Genomic DNA, 24,182 nt, shown 5'->3' on the forward strand with positions numbered 1-24,182 from the left:
TCTCGGGGGCCCTCGGCACCGCGCTCGTCATCACCGTGATGCGCGCGCGCGCCGACGCCCTGAAAGCGGAGGGGGTCGCCGAGGCGCTGGCCACCCTCGAGGCCGGCGGCGAGGACCGCTGGTACGTGCTGCTGGACGACGGACTGGCCCCCATCACGCAGACCCAGGCCACGCTGCTGCTGAGCGACCCCGACAGCAGGGCGGCCTACGGCGGCGGCGCGGTCAGGGAGATCACCGTCGACGCGGCCTCCGCCAACGCCGCCCCCCACTCGCGAACCGCCGTCCCCGCCGACGGCCTGCCCGCGGTCATGCCGCGCATGACCGCCTACGACCCGGCCAGTGCCATCTGCGTCGTCTACGCCGACACGGGCACCGGATCCACCCGCGTCCGGCTCACCACCGGCGCCAAGCTGCCCGAGCCGCGCGGCGACGCCACCGACCTGGTACGCCTGCCGCCGGGCAGGGCGGTGCTGGCCGGCGTCCTGCCCGGCGACGGGCAGCTGAACGCGGTCCAGTCCTACTACCTGGTCACCGCCGAGGGCCGCCGCTACGCCGTGCCCGGCACCGACGTGCTGGCCAAGCTCGGCTACGCCCCCGGCCAGGCCACCCCGGTGCCCGCCAACGTGCTCCAGCTCATCCCCGAAGGGCCGGTGCTCGATCCGGCCAGGGCCGCCAAGCCCCTGCTCGAAGGGAGGGGGCAGCAGGCCGCGGGTCAGTAGCCGCGGTAGCCGCCGCCGGTCTTCATCCCGACCACGCCGGGCACGTTCGAGACCGAGCCGTAGCGCTCGATGGCGTACCGGACGCCCGCGATGATGTTGTCCACCGGGTTCCAGACGTTGTCGTGCCCCGGCAGCTTCCACCGCTGGAAGGTGGGGTCGATCGTCTGCATCAGCCCCTTGGACGGCGTGCCTCTGGCCGCGTTGGAGTCCCAGGTGTTGATGCTGTTCGGATTGCCGCCGGACTCGTGCCGGATGATCGTGTAGATGTCGTTGACGTTCATCTTCTCGACCGGGTAGCCGTTGGCCTTGAGGATCTCGATGGCCTGGCTGATCCAGCCGGCGATCTCTGCTGGAGGGGCGGGTCCGCCGCCGGGCGGGGGCGGGCCGCTGGTGCCGTACCCGCCGAACCCGGCGCGCGACGAGCCCGTGGTCGCGGCCAGCGCGGTCGTGCCCGGGCCCTGTTGCGCGGGCGACCAGCCGAGCGGCTTGCCCGCGCGGGGGGCGAAGGGTTGCGCGTCCGGCTCGCCCAGCTCGGCGGCGACGTCCGGGATCGTGCCGAGCGCCTTCTGGATCTTTCCCGCCGTGTCGGACAGGACCGTGCCGGTGTCGGCGACGAGCTGCTGCAGCGTGCCACGGGCCCGGTCGAGCGCGGGTTTCAGGCTCTGGGTGACCTGCTCCTCGGTGGGCCGCGGCTCGCGGCCCCGCACCTCCTGCGCGGCGGCTGCGTAGGCGTGGCAGGTCTCCAGCGCCCGCGACTCGGCCGAGCGCAGGGTGCTCGCGGCGGCGTCGAGGTGGCCCGCGCACTCCTGCAGCGCCTGCCGCAGCCCGTCGCCGCAGCGCACCACCTGGCCCATGTAGCCGGTGAACGCCTCCGCGCTGCCACCCTGCCACGCGCCGCCCACGCCGGCGGTCGCGGTGCGGACCGCTTCGGTGTGCCGCTGGCCGGTGCCGGCGGCGGTGCGCCAGGCGTTCGCCGACGCGGCGATCCCGCCCGGGTCGCCGATCACCTTGGCGGCCAGCTCGGCCAGCTCCGCGCCACCCGGCGCGGCTCTGACCTCGTCGAGCGGGCTCATGCTCGAACCGCGCCGCCATCGGCCTCGATGACCGTGCTCCGGACGGCGTCGAGCGTGCGCTCGACCGCCTCCAGCCGGCCGCCCAGGGTCCTCGCCGCCAGCTCGGAGACCCGGGCCAGGTCGGCCGCCGCCGTAGCCATGGCCGCGGATCCGGACACCTCCCCGAACGCCGCCGCGCCCGGCGCCTGGCCCTTGATCCCCGAGAACGCGCCGGCCGCCGCACCGGCGGCCTCGGCGCACGTGGCCAGCGCGTCGCGCTGGAACTTGAGCATCCCGCTCCTTCCCGTCAACGCCGGAACAGCTCCAGCAGTTCGTCCGCCCGATGGGTTCGGGTGATCCACACCTCGCGCCCGCGACGCTCGCGCGTGATCAGCCGCCCGGCCCGCAGCCGGTCACAGTGGTACGTGAGGCCGCTGGGCGCGATCTTCATGTCGGTGGCCAGCATCGACATGGTCATGGGCTGGTCGAGCGCGCACAGCAGGTCCGCGCGGACCGGCCCCACGAGCGCCGACAGCTCGTCCACCGCCGGCGCGAGGGGCTTGCGCCACAACGAGTCCGCCCCGCGCACGGGGTAGGCGATCCACACCGCCTCCGGGCTGTCCATGCTGAGGATCAGGGCGTCCTTCCCGGCCAGCATCGGCACCAGGACGATCTTGCGGTCGCCCAGCTCGAACGTGCCGGGTTCGAGGTCCGGGACGAGCAGGCCGTGCTCGCCGTACACGAGGCGGTCGCTGAGCGCGCCGAGCAGCAGTTCGGGGCCGCCGCGCACGGTGGCGACGCCGACCCGTTCGATCTCCCTGTCCAGCAGCGGGCGGCCGCGCTTCCACAGGGGCTCGGTGGTGTTCCAGACGTCGGCCAGGGCGCCGGCGTAGCCGAGCAGCCAGCGGGCCGGCCGCTCGGCCGCCGCCCGCCAGTGCGCGGGCAGCGGCCCCGGGCCGAACGCCTGCTCGAGGTCCCTGATCAGGTGGTCAGGGGGCGTGTCGTGCAGGGCGCTGATCTGGGCCTGCATGGAGACGTCCTGGCCGATGGGCGTGTGCGGCACCAGGATGTCCGGCGCGACGGAGTGGCCGGGTGCGGCCAGCGGGCGTACGGCCTCGTGGCCCAGCGGGCCGACGCGCGAGCTGATCGCCCGCCGCCAGAGCTCGGGCAGGCCGCGGCGGCGGCCGGCGAGGGCGTCGGCGATCATGGCGAGGACGGTCAGGTTGGGCGAGACGGAGATATAGAGCTGAGGAGTGGAGCTCACGCGCAGCTCGCTCCACACCTTGGTGCGTGTTACTTGGGCCCCCACAGGTAGGACTGTAGACAGGGAAGACATCTCCGGAGGAATGCTTCGAGAATGCTCGAAACGTCCGTAAGCGGGATGATCAACTTCTACGTGATGCGAACGCTCCGGCTTTCCGGGACGCGCGTCCGCCGCTCTGGGGTCACGTTCATGATGTGTCCTCTTTGTGGTGCTGTGCTGTGATTTATCGAGAACTTACGCCCCTCCACTAACTTCTCACTTAAAAGGCTCTAACAGACACTTGTCCATCACTGGCCACTCGTGCGCCGCGAGGGTCGGCAATCTTGCGTCCCGGGTCAAGAGATCGCCTCCTGTGAGTGGGTTTTTCCAACCTCCCTCGTCCCAGGCCCAGTGGCCGGGTCACCCCTCGGGATGCAAGGCTTCCCGCATCCGCCCCGGTCCTCCTGCGAACGGGTGGCCGGGGTGGAATCCCCGCAGGGCACTGGAAGGAGTGCGTATGAGTCAAGTCGCCGGCCGCGTCGAGGCCAAGCGGATCAACGACCACGTGGAGCTCATTCACGTCGACAACCCGGACGCGGTGTTGGAAGTACCGCGCCGCGACTGGGAGTCGTTCACCACGGCGGTCAAGGCGGGCTCGTTCGACCTCGAGACGCTCAACCGGTTGGCCCAGGAGAACGTGGCCTGACGCCACGCCGCACGAAGAGGCGCCCGCTCTCAGCGCAGTGGAGCGGGCGCCTCTATGGCGTCGGGGCGGATGTCAGCCGCGGCCGGTCCAGTACGCCTTGGCGCGGTCCCAGGCCGCCGTGCCGACCGCCCGGCCGAGGGCGCGGCCCTGCAGGTCACCCAGGCGGAAGTGGATGCCGCCGTACCGGCGCGACATCCCGGCCTCGTCGGCCGCGTCGGTGAACGTGGCCCAGCGCAACGTCACGTCCTGCGCCGGCGTCACCCCGGGCTCCACCAGCGACGAGCCCTTCGCCACCACGGCCTGCCCGCCGAACGCGTCGCCGCCGGTGAAGCGCTTGAGCACCTCGGCCGCCGCCCCGCTGAACGTGCTGTGCCCCGAGACGTACTCGGCGAATGGCGGCGTCGGGAACGTCGGCACCTGGAACGGCACCCACGTGGCCCCGTCGATCGTCCGGCCGCCCCACGTCGGGATCTGCTGTCCCTTGTACAGGAACCGGATCGCGGTGATCGGTCGGCCCGAGTCGTGGTCGCGCTTGACCTCCCACGAGGCGATCCCGGCGTCCATGACCGAGTTGGCCAGCGCGAAGAACAGCTTCACGTCCTGGTCGAGGCCGTAGTGGTCGCGCGCCGAGATCTGCTGCGCGAACAGGCTCCAGTGGCCCGGCGGCGTCTCGCTGTTGGGGCCGTCGGCCCAGTATTCGGCGATCGACTTCTGCCGGTCGGTCAGCGCGGCCGTGATGGACACGATCTCGGCGGCCTGCGTGCGGAAGCCCGTCGAGCCGTAGGCGTACGGCGGGGGCACGGCGTCGGCGAGGCCGCGGGCGGTGCCGCTGAAGGAGGCCACCTGGCCCCAGTGCGGCGCGAGGAACGGCGGCGTGACCGTCGCCCCGGCCCGGTTGACGAACGTCAGCGGCGCCCACCGGCCGGGATCGTTGAGCGTGGTCAGCGGGTCGGCCACCACCACGGGGGCGTTGACGGGCGCGTAGCCGGTGGTGTCGGCGTAGCCGCCGAGCTGGTTGGAGCCGTCGGTGTGGCGGTAGTCGAGCACCGCCTGGCACGCGGTGACGCCGGTCTGCGCCGGGACGCCCGACGTGTCGGCCGGGTCGTAGCCCAGGTCGGTCATCAGCGCGTCGAACGTGGCCCGCTGCGCCGGATAGAGGTCCACCGCCGCCAGGTGGGCGGCGAAGCTGACGGCCTTGGCCTTGTTCGCATCGGTGCGCTCCGCCGCGGGCCGCCGCAGCGAGCCGCCCAGCCGGGTGCCGACGGCGACCGCGTCGTAGGCGGCCCACGCGTCGTAGGCGCAGGTGTGCACGATCGCCAGCGCCCTGGCCACGAGCGGCGGCCCCAGCGTGCCGGTGCGCACCGCGGTGAGCAGCGTCTGGTTCCACCGGACGACCACGTCGGGACCGGTGGCCTGGGCGGGTAGGGCGGGTAGGACGAGCGCGGCGGCGCTCACCAGTGCGAGCGCGGCCACGCGTAAGGATCTCAGAACGGGCAAGGCATTCCCCTCGCTGTCGGCGGCCCCGGGGGTTGTCCCGGGGCATGACGACGATTCCACGCTCGAACACATTTTCGAGCTAGCCTTCCGGTGACAGTCGCCTGCCGTTACGGTGACCCCCGCTCGATCTTTTCCAGGCGCGTTGTGGGGTGCTGACCTGGCCAGTGTGCCTGCGCGGGAGCGTGGCCGGTTTTCTCGCAATTTTCCTTGATAACGCCGCAGTCCGAAAGTTTCGGCGAGCCATCGAAATATTCTTGACGGCTTTTGCGGTGGGCACCTAGAGTCCGAATTCAATGATCGGAATGAGCTTTCGAAGGTTTCAGAAGGAAGGCCATGACATCAGTGAACGCGCCGGGCCTGGCGCCCTGGCGGGACAGCGCGCGGACGGTCGGCGAACGGGTCGAGTCCCTCCTCGCGGAGATGACGCTGGAGGAGAAGGTCGCGCAGCTCGGCTCCGTCTGGCTGCAGAACGGGCCCGAGCACGGCAACGTGGCGCCCATGCAGGACCGCTTCGACAAGGCCGAAGGGCTGGACGAGCAGCTGGCCCACGGGCTCGGACACCTCACCCGCGTGTACGGCACCGCCCCGCTGTCCGCCGCCGAGGGCGCGGCCCGGCTGCGCAAACTCCAGGAACTCGTGGTCACGTCGAACCGGCTCGGCATCCCGGCCATCGCCCACGAGGAGTGCCTGACCGGGTTCGCGACGTTCGGGGCGACCGCGTACCCGACCCCGCTGGCCTGGGCGGCCACGTTCGACCCGGAGCTCGTCGAGCGCATGGCCGCGGCCATCGGCGCCGACCTGCGGGCCGCGGGCGTGCACCAGGGCCTGTCTCCGGTGCTCGACGTCGTACGCGACTACCGCTGGGGGCGGGTGGAGGAGTCCCTGGGCGAGGACCCGTACCTGGTGGGCCGGATCGGCGCGGCCTACGTGCGCGGGCTCGAAGGCGCCGGGATCATCGCCACCCTGAAGCACTTCGCCGGGTACGGGGCCTCGCGGGCGGCCCGCAACCATGCCCCCGTCAGCATCGGGCCGCGCGAGCTCGCCGACGTGATCCTCCCGCCGTTCGAGGTCGCGCTGCACGAGGGCGGCGCGCGTTCGGTGATGTGCTCCTACACCGACCTCGACGGCGTGCCGGTCGGGGCCAGCGCGGACCTGCTGCGGCGGCTGCTGCGGGAGGAGCTGGGGTTCGACGGGACCGTGGTGTCGGACTACTGGTCCGTGCCGTTCCTCGCCTCCACGCACCGGGTGGCCGCGGACGACGCCGCGGCCGGGGAGGTCGCGCTGCGGGCGGGCGTCGACGTGGAGCTGCCCGAGACGGTGTCGTACGGCGCGCACCTGGTCGCGAAGGTCCGCGCGGGCCACGTCGAGGAGGCGCTGGTCGACGAGTCGGTACGCCGGGTCCTGCGCCAGAAGATCGAGCTCGGCCTGCTGGACGGCGGCCCGCTCGTCCCGGACGGCGCGGACGACGTCGATCTGGACAGCCCGCGCAACCGCGGGATAGCCGCCGAGATCGCGGAACGTTCCATCGTGCTCCTGGGCAACCCCGACGGCCTGCTGCCGATCGGCCCCGGCACGACCGCCCGGCTCGCCGTCATCGGGCCGTGCGCCGACGACCCGCGTACCCTCATGGGCTGCTACGCCTTCCCCAACCACGTGCTCGACCGCTACCCGGAGCACGGCATGGGCCTGCCCATCCCGTCCATCAGGGAGAGCCTCGCGCTGGAGTTCCCCTACGCCGAGGTGCGCCACTGCCTCGGCGCCGAGGTGTCGGGCGACGACGCGTCGGGGATCCCCGGGGCCGCCGAGGTCGCGGCCGAGGCGGATCTCGCGCTCGTGTTCGTCGGCGACCGGGCCGGGCTGTTCGGCGGCGGCACGTCGGGCGAGGGCTGCGACGTGGCCGACCTGCGGCTTCCCGGACTCCAGCCCGACCTGGTCGAGGCGGTCCTCGCGACCGGCACGCCGACCGTGCTCGTCGTGGTCTCCGGCCGGCCGTACGCGCTCGGCGCCTACAAGGACCGGGTGGCCGCGCTGGTTCAGGCGTTCTTCCCGGGTGTGGAGGGCGCGGCCGCGGTGGCGGGCGTGCTGAGCGGGCGGGTCAACCCGTCGGGACGGCTGCCGGTGCAGATCCCCGGCACGCCGCCGATCAGCCCGTCCACCTACCTCCAGCCGCCCCTGGGAAGGAGGATGGAGGGCATCACGGTGCTGGACCCCACGCCGGCGTACGCGTTCGGGCACGGCCTGTCGTACTCGGCCGTCGAGTACGTGGCCATGACGACGGACGGGGCCGAGTGCCCCACCGACGGCTCGGTCGAGGCCCTGGTGAAGGTGCGCAACACCGGCGCCAGGCCGGCGGAGGAGGTCGTGCAGCTCTACGCCTCCGACCCCGTCGCGCAGGTCGCCAGGCCCGTCGTGCAGCTCATCGGGTTCGCCAGGGTGGCGCTGGAGCCGGGGGAGGAGCGGGCGGTGGCGTTCGGCGTGCCCGCGGACGCGTTCTCGTACACCGGTCCCGACCTGCGGCGCATCGTCGAGCCGGGGACGATCGTGCTGTCCGCCGGGCCCTCCGCGGAGGACCTGCCGCTGCGGGCCGCCGTCCGGCTCACCGGCGAGACCGTCGTGCTCGGCTCGAAGCGGCGGCTCACCACCCACGAGACGCCGGACCGCCGGGCCGGTTAGGGCAGGCGCAGCTCGGCGAAGACGCCGCGGTGGTCGGTCCTGGGCACGTCCACGATCTCGACCCGGTTCACGGCCACCCGCCGGTCGGCCAGGACGTGGTCGATGGAGATGACGGGCGGCACGGCCCGGCCGTTCGGCCAGGTCGGGATCAGGCCCTTGCCCACCTGGTCGGCCGCGTCCACATAACCGCGGTCGAGCAGGTCGCGGAAGGCGCGGTGGTCGAGGCTGGCGTTGAAGTCGCCCGCCAGCACCCGGATCGCCGACGGCGAGGCCGGGGGCAGCGCGCGCAGGGAGGCCTTCCACTCCGCCTCCATGCGCCCGAGCGGCGGATTGGGGTGGATGGCCACGAACTCGACCTTGCCGCCGCCGGGCAGCGCCACGGTGGCGGCGGGCATGTTGTGGCCGATCGGGGTGAACAGGCCGGTCAGCTCCGTCACCGGGTGCTTGGAGAAGATGCCGCTCCCGGTGGCGCCGAAGTCGGCCTGCAGCACCCGGTAGGGCAGGAGCTGCTTCAGCCCGGCCGCGTCCAGGCGCTCGACCTCGGCCGGGGTGAGCTCCAGGGCGCTGAACACCTCGACGTCGAACCTGCGTACCAGGTCGACGACGGTCTGCGCGTCACCGCGGCCGAACAGGTTGACCGACAGCACCCGCAGCGGCGCGCCCTTCGCGGGCGGCTGCTCGGCACTGAAGGCCCGCGGCGTCACGACCGACACCAGCACCGCGCAGACGAGCGCCGCGGCGAGCCCAGCCGGGCGGTTGCGCCTGAGCAGGGACAGGATCGCGGTCAGCGCCGCCAGCCCGGCCCCGATGGGGGTCACGGTCATGAGCTGGGTCACGAACGAGCCGCCCTCCATGCCGGCGACCCTGATGACGGCCCACAGGGCCAGCAGCGCGACGACCGTCCACGCGAGCCACCGCCTGCGCCGCTTCCCGGGAGCAGGGGAGCCGCCCGCCGTGGCCCGCCCGGTCTCCACCGTTGTGCTCACACTCCGCCGTCCCGTCCGCGCGTCGTTCCGCTGCTTGAACCTTAAACCGCCTTGGGGTGGCTCGCGCCGGGTCCACAGCTCGCTCTCAGGTTCGGCGTCGGCGGTCTCCTTGGGCACGAGGTCCAGCGTCAGACGGCTCAGCACGAGGTGGCTGCCCGGCGGCAGCGCGGCGGCGAACGCCTTGACCAACCCGGCCGGGTGAAGTCGAGCGTGGCCAGCACGCCGGGGGTGCTCCAGGACGCCGCGCGGATCGCGCACGTCGGCCTCGATTTAGGCGGTCCTGCTCGGCCACCCGGCCGCGGAGGAACGGGACGAACACGCACTGACCTCGTGGACCGCCCTGACCGCCTCCGGCTGGACGGACGCGAGACCGGCGCTTCCGACCAGGATCATCGGCCCATGAGCGCGGCTATGAGGCCAGCAGGTCGAAGTGGAAGCCGATCAGGAACAGCCCCAGGGACGCCCACCGCGCCGCCGGAGCGAACTTGGGATGCTGAAGCGCGTAGCCGATGACGCCCGCCAGCCCGCCGCTCACGCTGCCGACCGCCAGCACGAGCCCGTACCGCAGCTGGGAGTCATTGCCCATCGGCCCGGTGACGACGACCGTGAACGCCGCCGCGATCATCCCTGCGAAAATGCCGACGACGAACGGGCGCACGGTGATCCGGGCGGCCATGAACCCCACCAGGCGTTCACCGTACCGGGCGAGCTTCTCCACCCCGACCAGGTCGATGATGACCACGGTGCCGGCGACGAACGAGAGGATCTTTCCTGTGCGTCCCCACCACAGCATCGGGACGCCGAACAGGTCGGAGCCGATGGTGGGCCTGCCCTGGAGCCACAGCTGCCACGCGTCGAAGTAGCTGATGTCCGCCACAACCCGAGCGTAGAAGCCTCCGGGACCTCTGCCTAGCCGGATCCCGGGCCGCGCGGGCGTCTCAGGCGGTGGCGTAGTCGGCGATGATCACCGTGGCGTCGTCCTTGGGGTCGGCCGCGGCCATCTCGTCGTACAGCCGGTCCAGGCACGCGCCCGGCGACAACCCCCCGGTGACCAGCTCCTTCATACGTGCCGTCCCGAGCGCCCTGATCGCGCCGCTCGTGACGACCACGACGCGGTCGCCAGGACGGAGCGGAACGGCGCCGACCTCGGGGTTGAGCTCCGACGGTAAGCCGATCCCGCGTAACGGCGGGCCGTCGCCGAAGGAGTGCGACGTGGTGAGCTGCTGCGGTCGCCCGCCCTTCGGGCAGTGCCAGATCGCGCCGTCGCCGACGTGCGCGAAGCGCAGGCGCGGGCTTTCGCCCGGTTCGAGGACGATCACGTCCAGGCTGGTGACCAGGGCGGACCCCGTGCCGCCGCGCAGGGACGCGGTCCGCACGGCGCGGTGCGCCGCCTGCGCGCACTCGTCCAGGTTCTCCTGGTACTTCGGCCTGGCGCCGACCACGGCGCCCAGGGCCAGGGCCGCGGCCATGTGGGCCGCCCCGCCACCGGCCGCGCCGCGGGCCGCCGCGACCAGCCGCTCCTGGATGACGTACGCGTCCGACGGCCGCCCGCGCGAGCCCTCGTACGTGCCCCCCACCGCCACCAGGCGCGGCCGGGCCACCGGCATGCCGGGCGGCCAGTTCCCCCGGCGGCCGCGGGCCGTCATCACCGACAGGCAGCCGACCAGGATCGAGATCACCAGCAAGGTCATGAGGTCCCCTCTCGTCGCATCGTCGCGACCCGCAGCCCAGTACACGCGCTGCCGAGCGGACGCGACTGACGGCTGATCGGCCGTCGTAGCGAATGACGGCCGATCAGCCGTCGTGCCGCGGGACGCGCGGGGAGCGAGGGTGCGGAGAGGCGGTCAACACCGCGAGCAGAGCCGGCACGAGGGAAATGACGATGCGATCCATGTCTCCACCCGGCGCCACACAGACGCTCTTACGTTATTGTGAAGCCCGTCTTGTGCTGTCATCGCGAGCGGGCGGCTCATGTCTCTCCCCGGTTCCACGAGATACGACTCCGCGACCAGGCACATGGAGCGGACCATCGCGCGCACCGGTGCGGGGGCACGGGGCGTGGTGGGGTTCGTGGCGATCGTCGCCGCGACCCTCGGCGCCGTTCCACCGGTGTCCGTCGCCTGGCTGGCGCCCGCGCTCGCGGTCGACCTGGTGTGGACAGGGCTGTTCCTGTGGGTGGCCTGGCGCGGCCGGCGGCTTCCGGCCTGGCTGGTGGCAGGTGACGCGGTCATCACCGTCGCGCTCTGCCTCGCGCAGGGCCACCTCGTCGGCGGGGCCGCGCTCGAGGGCGGGTCGAGCTGGATCGCGGGGCTGGTCACGATGACCATCGTCGTATCGGGGGTCACGTGGCGGCCGTGGGTGGCCGTGTCCGTCGGGCTCGTCGTGGCGGGGGCGTACCTGGCCGGGATGCGGCTGGCGGCCCCGTACCAGGAGGTGGCCGGGACGCTGGGGATCCACCTCGTGCAGATCCTCTGCATCGCGCTGCTGATGACGCTGCTGCGCCGCTCCGCCGCCTCGGCGGACGCGTTCCTGCGGGAGAGCGCGCGCGCCGAGATCGCGCTCATCGTCGAGCGGCTGCGCCGCGAGGACGAGCTGCGCCAGGTCGGCAGCGTCCACGAGACGTCGCTGCACACGCTGACGATGGTCGGGCTGGGCACGTACGACGAGCCCTCGCCCACCCTGCGCCGGCAGGCGGTGGCCGACCTGGCGGCGCTGGAGAAGCTGCGCGACCGGCCGAGCGCCGAGTTCGCGCCCATCGCCCTGGACGCCCTGCTCGACGAGGTGGCCGGGCGGGTGACAGGGCTGGACGTCCGCAGGCGGCTGACGCCCGAGACGGTGCCGGGGGAGGTCGCGGAGCGGTTCGCCCGCGCGGTCACCGAGGCGCTGGCGAACGTGGCGCTGCACGCCGGGGTGCGCGAGGCCGAGCTGGTCTCCAGCCGGTCCGACGGAGAGATCAGGGTGGAGGTCGCGGACGCGGGAGGCGGCTTCGACGTGGAACGGGTGCCGTCCGACCGGTTCGGCGTGCGCGGGTCGATCCTCGACACCATGCGCTCGCTCCCGAACGCGGGCGCCGACATCCGGTCCGGCGACCAGGGCACCCGGGTGAGCCTGTGGTGGCGGCCATGACCGATGACATCGAAGAGGTGGCGCAGCGGTACGCCCGCTACACCGCGATCGGCGCGGTCGTGATCACCGCGGTCTGGCACACCGGCTACGACCTCACCGTCACCGTCTCGGGCTGGCCGGCCTTCCGCTGGCCGTGGCTGGTGGCGGTGGCCTGGATCGCCTACACGGCGGTGGTCGTGATCGCGGCGCGATCGCTGGTCACGGCGTTCGAGGGGCCGGCCAGGGCCCGCGCGCTGGCCGCCGTCGTGCTGGCCGCGGACATCGCGGTGATCGTGGCCTGCCGCCCCGAGGACCTGCTCGGCCCCAGCGACTGGGGCTGGGGCTCGGTGGGCTGGGTCGGCGTCCTGCTCCTGTGGAACCGGCCGGCCTGGCGGCGCGAGCTGATCGCCTTCCTCGCCCTCAACGCCGGGATCATGCTGACGGCGATGATCGTGACGGGGACCGACGACCGGGTCTCCATCGCCAAATACCTCATGGTCATGGTGGGGAGCATCACGCTCCAGCTCGGCTACGCGGCGGGCTGCCACACGCTGCGCGTCCGCGCCGAGGACGCCGCGCTGCTGGCCCGCCGGCTGGCCGCCGACGACGCCTGGCGCGAGTCCGCGCAGCGCATCCACGCCGACCGGATCCGCCGCTACGCCGCGATCCGTGACGTGGCGGAGACGCTGCTCGAACAGCTCGCCGACGGGGCCGACCCGGGGGATCCCCGCGTACGCGACGACTGCACGGCCGGGGCCATGCGGCTGCGGCGGCTCATCACGGAGCGGGAGGACGTACCGGACGAGCTGGTTTCGGTGCTGCGCGAGCGCATCGACGCAGCCGAGCGGCGCCAGGTGCTGGTGACGGCGCCGCCGTTCGGGGAGCGCATGCCCGCGCTGCCGGACGGCGTACGGGAGGATCTGCTCAGAGCACCCGTGCGGGCGCTGGACGGGGCGAGGACGCGGGCCAGGGTCACGGTGTCCGCGATGTCCACAATGGTGAGCGTGGCCGTCGTGGCCGACAACGACGACCTGCCCGTCAGCGCCACCCCGGTACGGGAGCCGAGCGGGGTCGTCGTCACCTATCAGCGGCAGGGAGGGGAGGTATGGGTCAACAGCATCTGGGAGGGCCCGCCGGCGGAGCGGCGGGACGCGTGACGGTCGCCCTGGTGGAGGACCATCAGGTGGTGGTGGACGGCGTGAGGTCGTGGTTCGGGCCGCCGAGCCCGGTGGAGCTGGTCGTACAGGGGCCGACCGTCGAATCCGTACGGGGTGTGCAGGCCGACGTGCTCCTGCTGGATCTCAACCTCAACGGCACCATGGTCGTGGACCGGGTCGCCGAGCTGTGCGCGGGCGGCCAGCGGGTCATCGTCTTCTCCGAGCACGAGGAGCCGGAGACGGTGCGTGCGGTGCTGGACGCGGGGGCGTCGGCGTTCATCGGCAAGGGCCGGGCCACCCGGGAGTCCTGCCTGGAGACCATCCTGGAGGTGGCGGCCGACCGGCCGTCCGTCACGCCGCCCATGGCCCAGGCGATCGCCACGGACGAGGGCCCGCACCGGCCGCAGCTGTCCGACAAGGAGCGGGCGGCGCTGCTGTACTGGTTCCAGTCGATGTCGAAGGCGTCGGTGGCGGCCAGGATGGGCATCAAGGAGCGCACGGTGCGCCAGTACATCGACCGCGCCAGGGTCAAGTACGCCGCCGCCGGCCGCCCCGCGCCGACCAAGGAGAAACTCCTCATCTGCGCCATCCAGGACGGGCTGGTCCAGCCGGACGAGGTGACCGTCTACACCTCACTGGCCGCCCAGGCGACGCCGTCCGAGGAGTTCCGCCCTGGGTGAAGACGTTATGCCGTGGGCGATGCGGGGCTGCCTGGGCCGATCCGGAAGGGCAAGGTGATTCTCGAACGGCCTGCCGATCGAGAGGTGGTGTCACGCCATGGCGGTGGTGGAGGTGCTGGGCCCGGGGGAGTGGCTGGGGTCGGAGCTGAGAGGCGACGACAGCTGGCGGATCCGGCTCACGGAGGCGCACCGGCGGGAGGTGCTCGCCGCCGTGCACGCGGCGGGGAGCGAGGTCACGGCGGCGCATCGGCAGGACGTGCTCGCGGCGGGTAGCGAGGTCACGGAGGCGCACCGGCGGGAGGTGCACGCGGCGGGGAGCGAGGTGTCGCGAGAGAGCTTCCGGCTGCCGACGCTCGGCCCCGTCCTGCGCCGGGTGCGCGACGAGCTCACACACGGTCGCGGGGTCGCGCTGATCCAGGGGGTGCCCGTCGAGGGGCTGAGCGAGCGCCAGTGCGAGACGGCCGCCCTCGGACTCGCCTCCCACGTGGGCGGCATCGTCCCGCAGCCCCCGGAGGGGGCGCCGCTGATGCACGTACGCGACACGGGCGCCGACCCGTCCCATGCGCGGACCAAGAGCTACCAGCACAGCGGCCGGCTCGGCTACCACAGCGACCCGACCGACGTCGTGGCCCTGCTCTGCGTCCGCCCGGCGAAATCCGGCGGCCTCAGCGCCGTCGTCAGCTCCGTGGCGGTGCACAACGAGGTCGTGCGCACCCGGCCTGACCTGGCCGAGGTCCTCTACGAGCCGTGGTGGCACGACCGCCGCACCGGCGACGGCCCCGACAGCTTCTACACCAAGCCGATCTGCGCGGCTCGTCCCGGAGGCGGGGTGTCCATCGCGTACGGCCCCGACTACCTACGCTCTGCCCAGCGCGGCGCCACCGTGCCGCCTTTCACCCGGGCGCAGGAGAAGGCCATGGCCCTCCTCGACGACCTGACCAACGACCCCCGCTTCACGCTCACCATGGATTTCCGGCCGGGCGACCTGCAGTTCCTCAACAACCACGTGACCCTGCACAGCCGCACCGCCTACGAGGACCACCCCGAGCCGTCCCGCCGCCGCCACTTACTCCGCCTCTGGCTCACCACCGCTCCAGGTGGGCGCCGTTAGTCGCCTACCAGTTCGGCAGGGTCGAAACTAACCGGGAACGGCGTCGTCAGGCTTACGACGGTACCGGCCTTGTAGTCAGCTGGCGGGTCATAGCTATTGCCGTTGAGTTCGTGGACGTAGAGTGTGGGTCCTTCATCTGTCTCGATCCGCCAATAGCTGGGGATGCCCGCCGCCGCATACTGATGCGTCTTGAGGATCATGTCCTTCGTCTTGGTGCTCGGGCTGGCCACCTCCGCCGCGAGCAGGATCTCTTCGGGCGAGAACATGAGAGGGTCGGTGTGTATCGAGTCTTTGGGCACGACGACAAGGTCAGGGATGTAGGAGTCCTTGTCGCTAATCCGGAGATTGACTGTCGAGAGGACCTTCAGCTCAGGCGGCGCTGCACCGGCGAGGATGAGCAGTAGTTGGGTGATAGCAAGTTGGTGCAGCTTAGAGGGGGCAGGGCTCACCAGTAGGCTCCCGTTGAAGAGCTCGTAGCGGTTCCCGTCGTCGGGGAACTCGAGCAGGTCGTCGACCGTGTACGGCGGCGCAGGAAGGACAATCTCGCGCCTCGTGGTCGGTTCGATCGTCGCCATTGCGGTCACCCACCAAGTATCGGGAACCTTGCCCTCGCTCACATGCTACTTCCCCCCTTCTCATCACTTTAAGTTCTGGGTCGATCACATATTGATACATCCCCTCCGGATCGGACATAACTGAAAGTTTCAGTCAATCTGCCGGGCTGGCGGGAAAGCCCTTTCCGCTGCTCATCCGGCACGCCGACCTGGAGGTGCGGAGTGATGACCATGAGCTGACATGGCCCGTCATTTGTGTGTACTTGCGGGGTCAGATACGGTCGCCTCGCGGAGCGCTCCCCTTCCCGGAATCCCCCCCGACCGGAACACGGAGATCGCACAATGCCCCAAGCCGGACCCCACCGCTGGGCGCGGCGCGCCCTCGCGGTGCTGCTGACAACGGCGATGATCTTCGCCGTCCCCCTGGCCGAGTCCGCCTCGGCACACGGCTCGGTCGTCGACCCCGCCTCCCGCAACTACGGCTGCTGGCTGCGCTGGGGCAACGACTTCCAGAATCCCGCCATGCAGCAGCAGGACCCCATGTGCTGGCAGGCGTGGCAGGACAACACCAACGCCATGTGGAACTGGAACGGCCTCTACCGCAACGGGGTCGCCGGCAACCATGAGGCGGTCATCCCCAACGGCCAGCTGTGCAGCGCCGGCCTGACCGAAGGCGGCCGCTACCGCTCCATGGACAAGCCGGGAGCGTGGACGATGGCGAACATCACCGGCAGCACCTTCAACATCCGCCTGAACGACCAGGCCAGGCACGGTGCGGACTACATCAAGGTCTACATCACCCGCCAGGGCTACAACGCTCTCACCACGCCCCTGGGGTGGAACAACCTGGAGCTGGTCCGCACGACCCCCAAGTACGCGCCCGGTGACGTGTACATGATCAACGGCATCAGCAAGGGCTCGCGCACCGGCCGTCACGTGATCTACACGATCTGGCAGGCCTCGCACATGGACCAGTCGTTCTACTTCTGCAGCGACGTCAACTTCGGCTGATCCCCTGGAGGCGGGGGCGGGTCGAGGCGCGGAAGGAGAGCTCTATCGGGTGTACGCGCTCCGTACCCAGGGGCGCGGCCCCGGACAGCAGCTCGAACAGCAACTCCGCGCAGCTCGCCCCCGCCTCCTTCGGACGCAGGTCGATCGCGGTGATCGGCGGATCGGACTGGCGGGTGGCGGCGCTGTCGACGCACGAGGCGAGCAGCACGTTCGCGCCTGCCTCCCGCAGCAGCGGCGCCACCTCGGTCGCCGCCCCGGCCGGCGCACACACCAGCGCATCCAGAGGCCCATCCCCACCCCACCCCGAGGCCGCCGCCGCCTCACCCGGCCCCTGACCGGCGTCCCGGCTGATGGACCGGCCTTCACCCCGCTCGGCCCCACGGCCGGTTGGACGGTCGTCGTTCTGCTCAGACCCTCGGCCGGTGGAGCGATCGTCGTCCTGCTCGGCCCCTGGGTCGGCGCCTCGGCCGGAGCCCCCGGAGGGGTCGAGGAGGGCGCGGGCGGCGGCGCGGACCTCGTCGCCCGAGGCGTCGAAGGACACCCGCCGCACCAGCGGCACCACCCCGTGCGCCGCGCACCACCCCAGGTAGCCCCGGTGCACGCTGGCCGCCCAGTCGCTCTCGTCCCCGGCCACGATGAGCGCCGGCCGTGAGGCGCCCGACTCGCGCAGGTGGTCGAGGAGGCGGCCCAGCATCGAGGCGTGTTCCGACCACACCACACCGTCCGCCTGCCGGGAGCCGGGGAAGCGTTCGCACGAGACCGTCGGCAGGCCCGTCGCCATCAGGCTCTCCACCACGGGGTCGCCTCCCAGCGGGTCCCCGAGCACGAGGCCGTCCACGCGCGGCGGCCGTGAGCGGCGCTGGCCGGACGTGATCAGCGTGACGTCGTAGTCGTGCCGCGCCGCCTGCTCCACCACGCCGAACACGAACGACATGTAGTAGGAGGAACGGGTCAGGACCTCGGGAACGTGCAGGCCGATGGTGCCGGTGCTGGCCTTGCGCAGGTGCCTGGCCGAGCCGTTGGGCACGTAGCCGAGCCGCTCGGCGACCTGCGCGACCGCCTGCCGGGTGCGCTCGGAGACCCGCCCGGAGCCGCGCAGCGCGTCGGAGGCCGTCGTCTTCGACACCCCCGCCTCCCTGGCGACGGTGAGGATCGTGACCGGCTCCTCCGTGCGCACGCCTGCCCGCTCGCGCCCCTCGTCTGCTCGCACGCCCCGATGCTAGCGGCCCAGATCGCCCACTTCCGCCGAGCGAGCCGCCGCGCCCCCACCGGACCGCCCGACGGTCTCCGTGTCTCGCACGCAGCGGGGCCCTCCGGCGGTCTCGGCGTTGCGGCGTGTGGTGGGTCCGTCCGGCGGTCTTGGCGTTTCGCGTGCGGCGGGGCGTCCGGCGGTGGTCGTGGCGTTTCGCGTGTGGCGGGGCCCACCGACGGTGTGCGCGTCTCACGGGCGCCGGGCCGTCCGGTGTTCTCCCTTGTCGGTGGCGCGACGTATGGGTGGGAGTGGGTCCGCGTGAGCAGTGGGGGCTTCGGTAAACGGTCTGTTTCGGGTGGCGCTTGGGTCTTGTCTCCGTCCGGGGGTCGCAACTAAGTTAGCCGAAACCTTGCCGGAACGTTCCGGCATCAGAAAGGGGCGGAACGTTGCACCTGACCACCGGGAAGCACCCCCACCCTCTCGACCCCCTCGCCGCGCGGGAGATCGACGAGGTCAGGCGGATCCTGATGCAGGAGGGCCTGCTGACCGACACGGTGCGGGTGTCCTACCTCGGCCTCGAAGAGCCCCCGAAGGGCGAGGTCCTGGCGTACGAGCCGGGCGCCCCCGCCGGACGCCGGGCCCGCGCGTTCCTCCTGGACCTGGCCACCGAGACGGCCGAGGACGTGATCGTGTCGATCACCACGGCCACGGTCGAGGAGCGCAGGCCCATCGACCCGGTCACCGACGGCCAGGTGCCCATGCTGGACGAGGAGCACGCCCTGGTCAGGCGGGTGCTGCGGGAGGACCCGGCCTGGGCCGAGGCGCTGCGGCGCCGGGGGATCGAGGACCCGGCGGGCGTCTACCTGGCCGCGCTGAGCGCGGGCAACTTCGGCCTCCCCAAGGAGAAGGGCCGGCGGGTGGCGAGGGTGCTGGCGCACCTGATGCCCACCCCCGAGAGTCTCCCGTGGGCCCACCCGGTGGACGGCCTGGTCGCGTACGTGGACCTGGTCAAGGGCGAGGTCATGGAGATCGTGGACACCGGCCCCCAGCCGATCCCCGCCGAGCCCGGCGACTACCACCTGGGCCCGCACCGGACCACGCAGAAGCCCATCCACATCACCCAGCCGGACGGCCCCAGCTTCACGGTCGACGGCCCCCTGGTCACCTGGGAGAAGTGGAGCCTGCGCCTCGGCTACGACATGCGCGAAGGGCTCACCCTCCACCAGATCGGCTTCGAGGACGACGGCCGCGTCAGGCCGATCGTCTACCGGGCGTCGGTGGCGGAGATGCTGGTCCCGTACGGCGACCCGAGCCCGATCCGGTTCTGGCAGAACTACTTCGACACCGGCGAGTACCAGCTCGGCAAGCTGGCCAACTCCCTGGAGCTCGGCTGCGACTGCCTCGGCGAGATCACGTACTTCGACGCCGTCGTGACGGACGGCGCCGGCGTGCCCAAGGTGATCGCGAACGCGATCTGCATGCACGAAGAGGACTACGGCGTGCTGTGGAAGCACACCGATCCGGCCAACGGCTCCAGGGAGACCCGCAGGCAGCGGCGCCTGGTGATCTCGTTCTTCGTCACGGTGGGCAACTACGACTACGGCTTCTACTGGTACCTCTACCTCGACGGCACCATCGAGCTGGAGGTCAAGGCCACCGGCATCGTCTTCACCGGCGCCTACGACGACCGCGCCGCGCCCTACAGCTCGGAGGTCGCGCCGGGGCTGGCGGCGCCGTACCACCAGCATCTGTTCAGCGCCAGGCTGGACATGACGGTGGACGGCCTGGCGAACGCGGTCGACGAGGTGGAGGCGGTCGCGGTCGAGAGCCCGTACGGCAACGCCTTCGGCCGCGCCGTGAAGCGGCTGCGCACCGAGGGGGAGGCGCGGCGCGACGCCGACCTCGCCAGGGAGCGCACCTGGCATGTCGTCAACCCCGACGTACGCAACCGCCTCGGCCGACCGGTCGGCTACGCCCTGTACCCCGAGGGCAAGCCGGCCCTGCTCGCGCACCCGGAGTCGTCGATCAGCAGGCGGGCCGAGTTCGCGACCAGGCATCTGTGGGTGACGCGGTACCATCCCGCAGAGCGCTACCCTGCCGGTGACCTGGTCAACCAGCATCCCGGCGGCGCGGGCCTGCCCACCTACACCAGGGCCGACCGCGACATCGACGGGCAGGACATCGTGCTGTGGCACACGTTCGGCCTGACGCATTTCCCCCGCACGGAGGACTGGCCGATCATGCCGGTCGACACGTGCGGCTTCGTACTCAAGCCGGTCGGGTTCTTCGACCGCAACCCCACGCTCGACGTCCCGCCGAGCGCCGCCGAACGTTCCTGCCACTAGAGGAGAAGAGGCCCATGCGTCCCATACGCCTGGCCTGCGGTGTCATGGCAGCCCTGCTGGCCTCGGCCTGCGCCGCCACCGGAACGACCACCACCCCCGCCACAGCCCCCGACCAGCCCAATCCGACCGGTTACCTCGCCACAGCCGACCAATCCCTCCCCGTCGGTGGCACGCTCAACCTGGCCGTGCACATCGACAGCGGCGCCGCCACCGGGTACGACCCGCAGCTCGCCGACGTCGCCACCACCTGGCAGCTGCTCTCGCTGTCCTACGAGACGCTGGTCACGGTGGGCCCCGACTTCAGCGTGCAGCCCATGCTGGCCGAGAAGTGGGACACCCCCGACCCCAAGACGTACGTCTTCCACCTGCGCGACGGCGTCACCTTCTCCAACGGCCGCGAGATGACGGCCGACGACGTGGTGGGCAGCCTGAAGCGGCTGCTGGCCTCCAAGTCGGTCTGGCGCGGCCAGCTCGGCCCGGTCAAGTCGGTCGCCAAGGACGGCGACCGCGCGATCAAGGTCACCCTGAGCGAGCCGTACACGCCGTTCCTGGCCGCCCTCGCCAACATCCCCGCCGCCGTCCTGCCCATGAAGGAGATCGACGACAAGTCGGTCGACCCGGCCAAGACGCTGCTCGGCACCGGCCCGTACGTGGTGGAGAACCACCGCCAGGACGTGTCGTGGACCTTCAAGCGCAACGACAAGTACTGGGCCAAGGGCAAGCCGACCGCCGACGCCGTCAACGTGACGATCGCCCCCGAGGAGGCCGCGCGCATCGCCGCCCTGCAGAACGGCAGCGCCGCCCTGGCCACACTGGGCAACGTCGACTCGGCGACCATGCTGGCCGGGGCGAAGAACGTCCAGGTCGTCACCCAGGCCACCACGGACTTCTACTACCTCATGCTCAACACCCAGGCGGCCGGCTCCAAGTTCGCCGACCCGAGGGTGCGCCAGGCCGTCGCCATCGCGCTCGACCCGAAGCAGATCGCCGACGTGGCGCTCGGCGGCAAGGGCAAGCCGACGGCCGTCACCCCGGCGGGCCTGCCGGGCGCGTGCGACCCGGCCGCGCTGCCGTCGGCGTCCAAGAGCGTGGACGAGGCGAAGAAGCTGCTGGCCGACGCGGGCGCCCAGAACCTGACGTTCACGCTCAGCATCTTCTCCACCGAGCCCGCCCCGGCGGTCGCCCAGGTGATCCAGCAGAACCTCCAGCAGGCCGGCATCACCATGAAGATCGAGCAGCTGGACGAGGCGAGCTGGTCGGGCAAGGTGTACGGCAAGGCGCCCGCCGAGTTCGACGCCGCGCTGTCCTGGTTCGCCGGTTACGCCGACCCCGGCATGGTCACCAAGTGGTGGAACCCGGAGACGGCCGGCTTCAACGTCGGCTTCATGAAGCCGGACGAGGAGCTGAACACCCTCATCGACGCGGCCGGCAAGGAGCCCGCGGGTGCCGCCCGCGACAAGGCGCTGGCGGCCGTCTGCGCCAAGGCCGACACCGACGCGCAGATGATCCCGCTGGTCACCCGCCCGGCCACGATCGCGTTCCGGACCGACGCGCTCAGCCCCAGCCTGTACGCCACCGAGGGGTACGGCAACGTGCTGCGCCTGATCGCCGACGCCCGCGTGAAGAAGACCCAGTAACCATGCGCCTGCTGATGTGGTGGTCCGGCCGGGCGCTCAGCTCGGCCGCCACGCTCCTGGGCGTCTCCGTGCTGATCTTCACGGCCGTGCGCCTGATGCCCGGCGGTTTCGCGGAGACCGTGCTGGGCCCGTTCGCCACGGCCGAGCAGAAGGCGGAGCTGGCCACCCGCTACGGGCTCGACCAGCCGGTGTTCATGCAGTACGGGCACTGGCTGGCCGCCGTCGCGGGCGGCGACTTCGGCATCTCGATGATCAGCCGCCAGCCGGTCGGCGCGGAGCTCCTGGCCCGGCTGCCGGTGACCGGCGAGCTGACCGTGCTGGCCGTGATCGCCAGCGCGCTGGCGGGGGTGCCCCTGGGCGTGCTCACCGCCGTGCGCTCCCGCCCGGGCGGCGGCGGCGCGGCGGGGCGGCTGCTCAGCGGGCTCGGCGTCAGCGTGCCGGAGTTCGTGCTGGGCAGCCTGGTCGTGTTCGTCTTCTCCCGGTACGCGCTCGGCCTGGAGGTCGGCACGTGGGTGCCGTTCACCCGGGACCCGGCCGCGAACCTGGCCACGATGGTGCTGCCAGCCGCCGTCCTGTCGGTGTTCGCCATCTCCGTCACCGCCAGGACCACCCGGGACGCCGTGCTCGGCGTGCTGGTCGAGCCGTACGTCACGGCCGCCGTCGGGCGCGGCGAGTCGCCGTGGTTCATCGTCCGGCACCACATCCTGCGCAACGCCGCCACCCCGGTGGTGACGCTGCTCGGCACCATCACCGCGTACCTGCTGGGCGGGGCGCTCATCGTGGAGCACGTGTTCAACCTGCCGGGCGTCGGCTCCTACATCGTGCAGGCCGTCGGCCGCCGCGACTACGCGGTCGTGCAGGCGGGCGTGCTGCTGGCGGCGGCGGTGTTCATCGTGATGAACGTGCTGATCGACGTGCTCGTCGGGGTCCTTGACCCGAGGCTGGGCGTGCTGGCGGGGAGGCGTTCATGAGGAAGCTGGACCGGCTGTCCATCGGCGGGCTCGTCTGCCTGGCGGTCCTGGTGGTGTTCGCGCTGGGCTCGCTGGTCGGGGCCGGGGGAGACCCGGACGCGATCGTCGGCCCGCGCCTGCAGCCGCCGGGGCCCGGCTGGTGGCTGGGCACCGACAACCTGGGCCGCTCGGTGCTGCCGCGCGTCATGGAGGGCGTGGGCACGACGCTGCTGCTGTCGTCGGTCGCCGTGCTGGTGACGGCGGTGCTGAGCGCGACGTTCGGCATCATCGCCGGATACCGCGGCGGCTACCTGAACGAGCTGGTGATGCGCCTGGTGGAGGTGCTCTACTCCTTCCCCGCCATCGTGCTCGCGATCCTGGTCGCCGCGGTGCTCGGCCCCGGGCAGACGGCGGCGCTGGCCAGCATCGTGCTGGTGACGATCCCGCTGATGACCCGGCTGGTGCGGGCCGCCGCCGTGGCCGTGTCGCAGCGCGACTACGTCACCTCGGCCGTCATCAGCGGGGCCGGGCTGCCGCGCGTGCTCGGGCGGCACGTGCTGCCCAACGTGGCGGGCACGATCGCGGTGCAGGGCACGTACGCGCTGTCGGTCGGGATCGCGGTCGAGGGCGGGCTGAGCTTCCTCGGGTTCGGCGTGCAGCCGCCGCAGGCCTCGCTCGGCGTGCTGATCCAGCAGGGCGGCACCTACATGATCGCCGCGCCCTGGCTGATCCTCGGCCCGGGGGTCGTGCTCGTGGCGGCGATCCTGGCGATCAACGTGGTGGGCGACGGGCTGCGCGACCGGCTCGAACCCCGGGAGACGAGGTCCTTGACATGAGCCTGCTCACGGTGCGGAATCTGGTGATCGACTACGCCGAGACCAGGGCGCTGGACGGCGCCGACCTGGAGGTGGCGCAGGGGGAGAGCGTCGGCCTGGTCGGCGAGAGCGGGTCCGGCAAGTCCACGCTCGGCTCCGCCGTCGGCCGGCTGCTGCCCAGGGCGGCCCGGCGGAGCGAGGGGGAGGTCGTGGTGGCCGGGGAGCCGGTCTTCGACCTGCCCGCCGACCGGCTGCGCCACCTGCGCAGGAAACGTCTCGGGTTCGTCTTTCAGGACCCGATCGCCTCACTTGACCCGACCATGCGCGTCGGCGACCAGCTCCGCCTGGTGCTCGGGCGCGGCGCCGACGTGGGCTTCCACCTGGGGCGGGTCAAGCTCGACGACCCCCGCGTCGTGCGCTCGTACCCGCACCAGCTCTCCGGCGGCATGGCGCAGCGGGTGGCCATCGCGATGGCCATGGCCACCGAGCCCGAGCTGCTCGTCGCGGACGAGCCGACCGCCGCGCTGGACAGCCAGGTGCGCGAGGAGGTGCTGAACGTGGTCTTCTCCCTGGCCGCCGCGGCCGGGACGAGCATCCTGTGGCTCAGCCACGACCTGCCCGCCGTCGCCCGCAGGTGCGACCGGGTCGCGGTCATGTACGGCGGCCGGGTCGTCGAGACCGGGCCCGCCCGCGAGGTGCTGGGCCATCCCGCCCACCCCTACACGGCGGCGCTGGCCGGGTCGGCGCCC

At 72.0% G+C, this 24,182-nt stretch carries 22 protein-coding genes; 13 read left to right on the plus strand and 9 right to left on the minus strand.

Annotated elements, in window-relative coordinates; translation table 11 throughout:
- On the plus strand, positions 1-719 hold a 719-nt coding region (locus tag ACWDX9_RS38905; RefSeq protein WP_449963396.1), incomplete at its 5' end, for a type VII secretion protein EccB.
- Here ACWDX9_RS38905 and ACWDX9_RS38910 read toward each other — a convergent pair.
- The 3 genes from ACWDX9_RS38910 to ACWDX9_RS38920 are packed head-to-tail and all read right to left on the minus strand — an operon-like array spanning position 713 to position 3,080.
- Positions 713-1,792, minus strand: coding sequence for a transglycosylase SLT domain-containing protein (locus ACWDX9_RS38910; RefSeq protein ID WP_449963399.1), 1,080 nt, complete (start codon positions 1,790-1,792; stop codon positions 713-715). The genes ACWDX9_RS38905 and ACWDX9_RS38910 overlap by 7 nt on opposite strands.
- Positions 1,789-2,064 carry a hypothetical protein gene (locus tag ACWDX9_RS38915; protein WP_449963402.1) on the minus strand — a complete coding sequence of 92 codons (276 nt, stop codon included), beginning with the start codon at positions 2,062-2,064 and terminating at the stop codon, positions 1,789-1,791. The genes ACWDX9_RS38910 and ACWDX9_RS38915 overlap by 4 nt, the downstream gene beginning before the upstream one ends.
- 14 nt (positions 2,065-2,078) lie before the next feature.
- Positions 2,079-3,080, minus strand: a complete 1,002-nt coding sequence (locus ACWDX9_RS38920; protein WP_449963405.1) for an ArsR/SmtB family transcription factor — start codon at positions 3,078-3,080, stop codon at positions 2,079-2,081.
- A 451-nt stretch (positions 3,081-3,531) separates the two neighbouring features.
- On the opposite strand from ACWDX9_RS38920, the gene ACWDX9_RS38925 reads away from it, so the two are divergent.
- Entirely contained in the window at positions 3,532-3,720 is a 189-nt protein-coding gene (locus tag ACWDX9_RS38925) for a hypothetical protein (protein WP_350733938.1), read from the plus strand.
- Between the two features lie 72 nt (positions 3,721-3,792).
- Here the strand turns inward: ACWDX9_RS38925 and ACWDX9_RS38930 are convergent, their stop codons facing one another.
- Positions 3,793-5,217: a vanadium-dependent haloperoxidase gene (locus ACWDX9_RS38930; protein WP_449963408.1), complete on the minus strand. Its 1,425-nt coding sequence runs from the start codon at positions 5,215-5,217 to the stop codon at positions 3,793-3,795.
- Between the two features lie 333 nt (positions 5,218-5,550).
- Between ACWDX9_RS38930 and ACWDX9_RS38935 the strand changes: the two genes are divergently transcribed.
- Entirely contained in the window at positions 5,551-7,890 is a 2,340-nt protein-coding gene (locus ACWDX9_RS38935; RefSeq protein WP_449963411.1) for a glycoside hydrolase family 3 N-terminal domain-containing protein, read from the plus strand.
- Here the strand turns inward: ACWDX9_RS38935 and ACWDX9_RS38940 are convergent.
- The 3 genes from ACWDX9_RS38940 to ACWDX9_RS38950 all read right to left on the minus strand — a co-directional run bounded on the left by ACWDX9_RS38940 (position 7,887) and on the right by ACWDX9_RS38950 (position 10,567).
- Positions 7,887-9,134 carry an endonuclease/exonuclease/phosphatase family protein gene (locus ACWDX9_RS38940; RefSeq protein ID WP_449963413.1) on the minus strand — a complete coding sequence of 416 codons (1,248 nt, stop codon included), beginning with the start codon at positions 9,132-9,134 and terminating at the stop codon, positions 7,887-7,889. The genes ACWDX9_RS38935 and ACWDX9_RS38940 overlap by 4 nt on opposite strands.
- A 151-nt stretch (positions 9,135-9,285) precedes the next feature.
- On the minus strand, positions 9,286-9,753 hold the full coding sequence (locus ACWDX9_RS38945; protein WP_449963416.1) for a hypothetical protein: 468 nt from the start codon (positions 9,751-9,753) through the stop codon (positions 9,286-9,288).
- 61 nt (positions 9,754-9,814) lie between these two features.
- Entirely contained in the window at positions 9,815-10,567 is a 753-nt protein-coding gene (locus ACWDX9_RS38950) for a PP2C family protein-serine/threonine phosphatase (protein ID WP_449963418.1), read from the minus strand.
- Between the two features lie 325 nt (positions 10,568-10,892).
- On the opposite strand from ACWDX9_RS38950, the gene ACWDX9_RS38955 reads away from it, so the two are divergent.
- The 4 genes from ACWDX9_RS38955 to ACWDX9_RS38970 all read left to right on the plus strand — a co-directional run bounded on the left by ACWDX9_RS38955 (position 10,893) and on the right by ACWDX9_RS38970 (position 14,929).
- The gene (locus ACWDX9_RS38955) at positions 10,893-12,002 is read left to right on the plus strand and encodes a hypothetical protein (protein WP_449963421.1); all 1,110 of its coding nucleotides are present in this window, start codon (positions 10,893-10,895) and stop codon (positions 12,000-12,002) included.
- Positions 11,999-13,138, plus strand: coding sequence for a hypothetical protein (locus ACWDX9_RS38960; RefSeq protein WP_449963423.1), 1,140 nt, complete (start codon positions 11,999-12,001; stop codon positions 13,136-13,138). The genes ACWDX9_RS38955 and ACWDX9_RS38960 overlap by 4 nt, the downstream gene beginning before the upstream one ends.
- Positions 13,135-13,818 carry a response regulator gene (locus tag ACWDX9_RS38965; RefSeq protein ID WP_449963425.1) on the plus strand — a complete coding sequence of 228 codons (684 nt, stop codon included), beginning with the start codon at positions 13,135-13,137 and terminating at the stop codon, positions 13,816-13,818. Before ACWDX9_RS38960 ends, ACWDX9_RS38965 begins: the two co-directional genes overlap by 4 nt.
- Positions 13,819-13,915: 97 nt before the next feature.
- Entirely contained in the window at positions 13,916-14,929 is a 1,014-nt protein-coding gene (locus ACWDX9_RS38970) for a TauD/TfdA family dioxygenase (RefSeq protein ID WP_449963428.1), read from the plus strand.
- Here ACWDX9_RS38970 and ACWDX9_RS38975 read toward each other — a convergent pair.
- A complete protein-coding gene (locus ACWDX9_RS38975; RefSeq protein ID WP_350733915.1) occupies positions 14,926-15,546 on the minus strand; it encodes a Uma2 family endonuclease in 621 nt (206 codons plus the stop codon). The two genes, ACWDX9_RS38970 and ACWDX9_RS38975, sit on opposite strands and share 4 nt — an antisense overlap.
- Positions 15,547-15,825: 279 nt before the next feature.
- Between ACWDX9_RS38975 and ACWDX9_RS38980 the strand changes: the two genes are divergently transcribed.
- Positions 15,826-16,494 carry a lytic polysaccharide monooxygenase auxiliary activity family 9 protein gene (locus ACWDX9_RS38980; RefSeq protein WP_449963430.1) on the plus strand — a complete coding sequence of 223 codons (669 nt, stop codon included), beginning with the start codon at positions 15,826-15,828 and terminating at the stop codon, positions 16,492-16,494.
- Here ACWDX9_RS38980 and ACWDX9_RS38985 read toward each other — a convergent pair.
- Complete coding sequence (locus ACWDX9_RS38985) at positions 16,481-17,704, minus strand: LacI family DNA-binding transcriptional regulator (protein WP_449963433.1); 1,224 nt, start codon at positions 17,702-17,704, stop codon at positions 16,481-16,483. The two genes, ACWDX9_RS38980 and ACWDX9_RS38985, sit on opposite strands and share 14 nt — an antisense overlap.
- 428 nt (positions 17,705-18,132) lie before the next feature.
- Between ACWDX9_RS38985 and ACWDX9_RS38990 the strand changes: the two genes are divergently transcribed.
- The 5 genes from ACWDX9_RS38990 to ACWDX9_RS39010 form a co-directional block, all read left to right on the plus strand.
- The gene (locus ACWDX9_RS38990; protein ID WP_449963436.1) at positions 18,133-20,031 is read left to right on the plus strand and encodes a primary-amine oxidase; all 1,899 of its coding nucleotides are present in this window, start codon (positions 18,133-18,135) and stop codon (positions 20,029-20,031) included.
- 14 nt (positions 20,032-20,045) lie between these two features.
- Positions 20,046-21,668, plus strand: coding sequence for an ABC transporter substrate-binding protein (locus ACWDX9_RS38995; RefSeq protein WP_449963439.1), 1,623 nt, complete (start codon positions 20,046-20,048; stop codon positions 21,666-21,668).
- A 2-nt stretch (positions 21,669-21,670) separates the two neighbouring features.
- A complete protein-coding gene (locus tag ACWDX9_RS39000) occupies positions 21,671-22,639 on the plus strand; it encodes an ABC transporter permease (protein ID WP_449963442.1) in 969 nt (322 codons plus the stop codon).
- Positions 22,636-23,454, plus strand: coding sequence for an ABC transporter permease (locus ACWDX9_RS39005; protein ID WP_449963445.1), 819 nt, complete (start codon positions 22,636-22,638; stop codon positions 23,452-23,454). Before ACWDX9_RS39000 ends, ACWDX9_RS39005 begins: the two co-directional genes overlap by 4 nt.
- On the plus strand, positions 23,451-24,182 hold a 732-nt coding region (locus ACWDX9_RS39010), incomplete at its 3' end, for an ABC transporter ATP-binding protein (protein ID WP_449963448.1). The genes ACWDX9_RS39005 and ACWDX9_RS39010, both read left to right, overlap by 4 nt.

The organism is Nonomuraea sp. NPDC003201 (assembly GCF_053590415.1).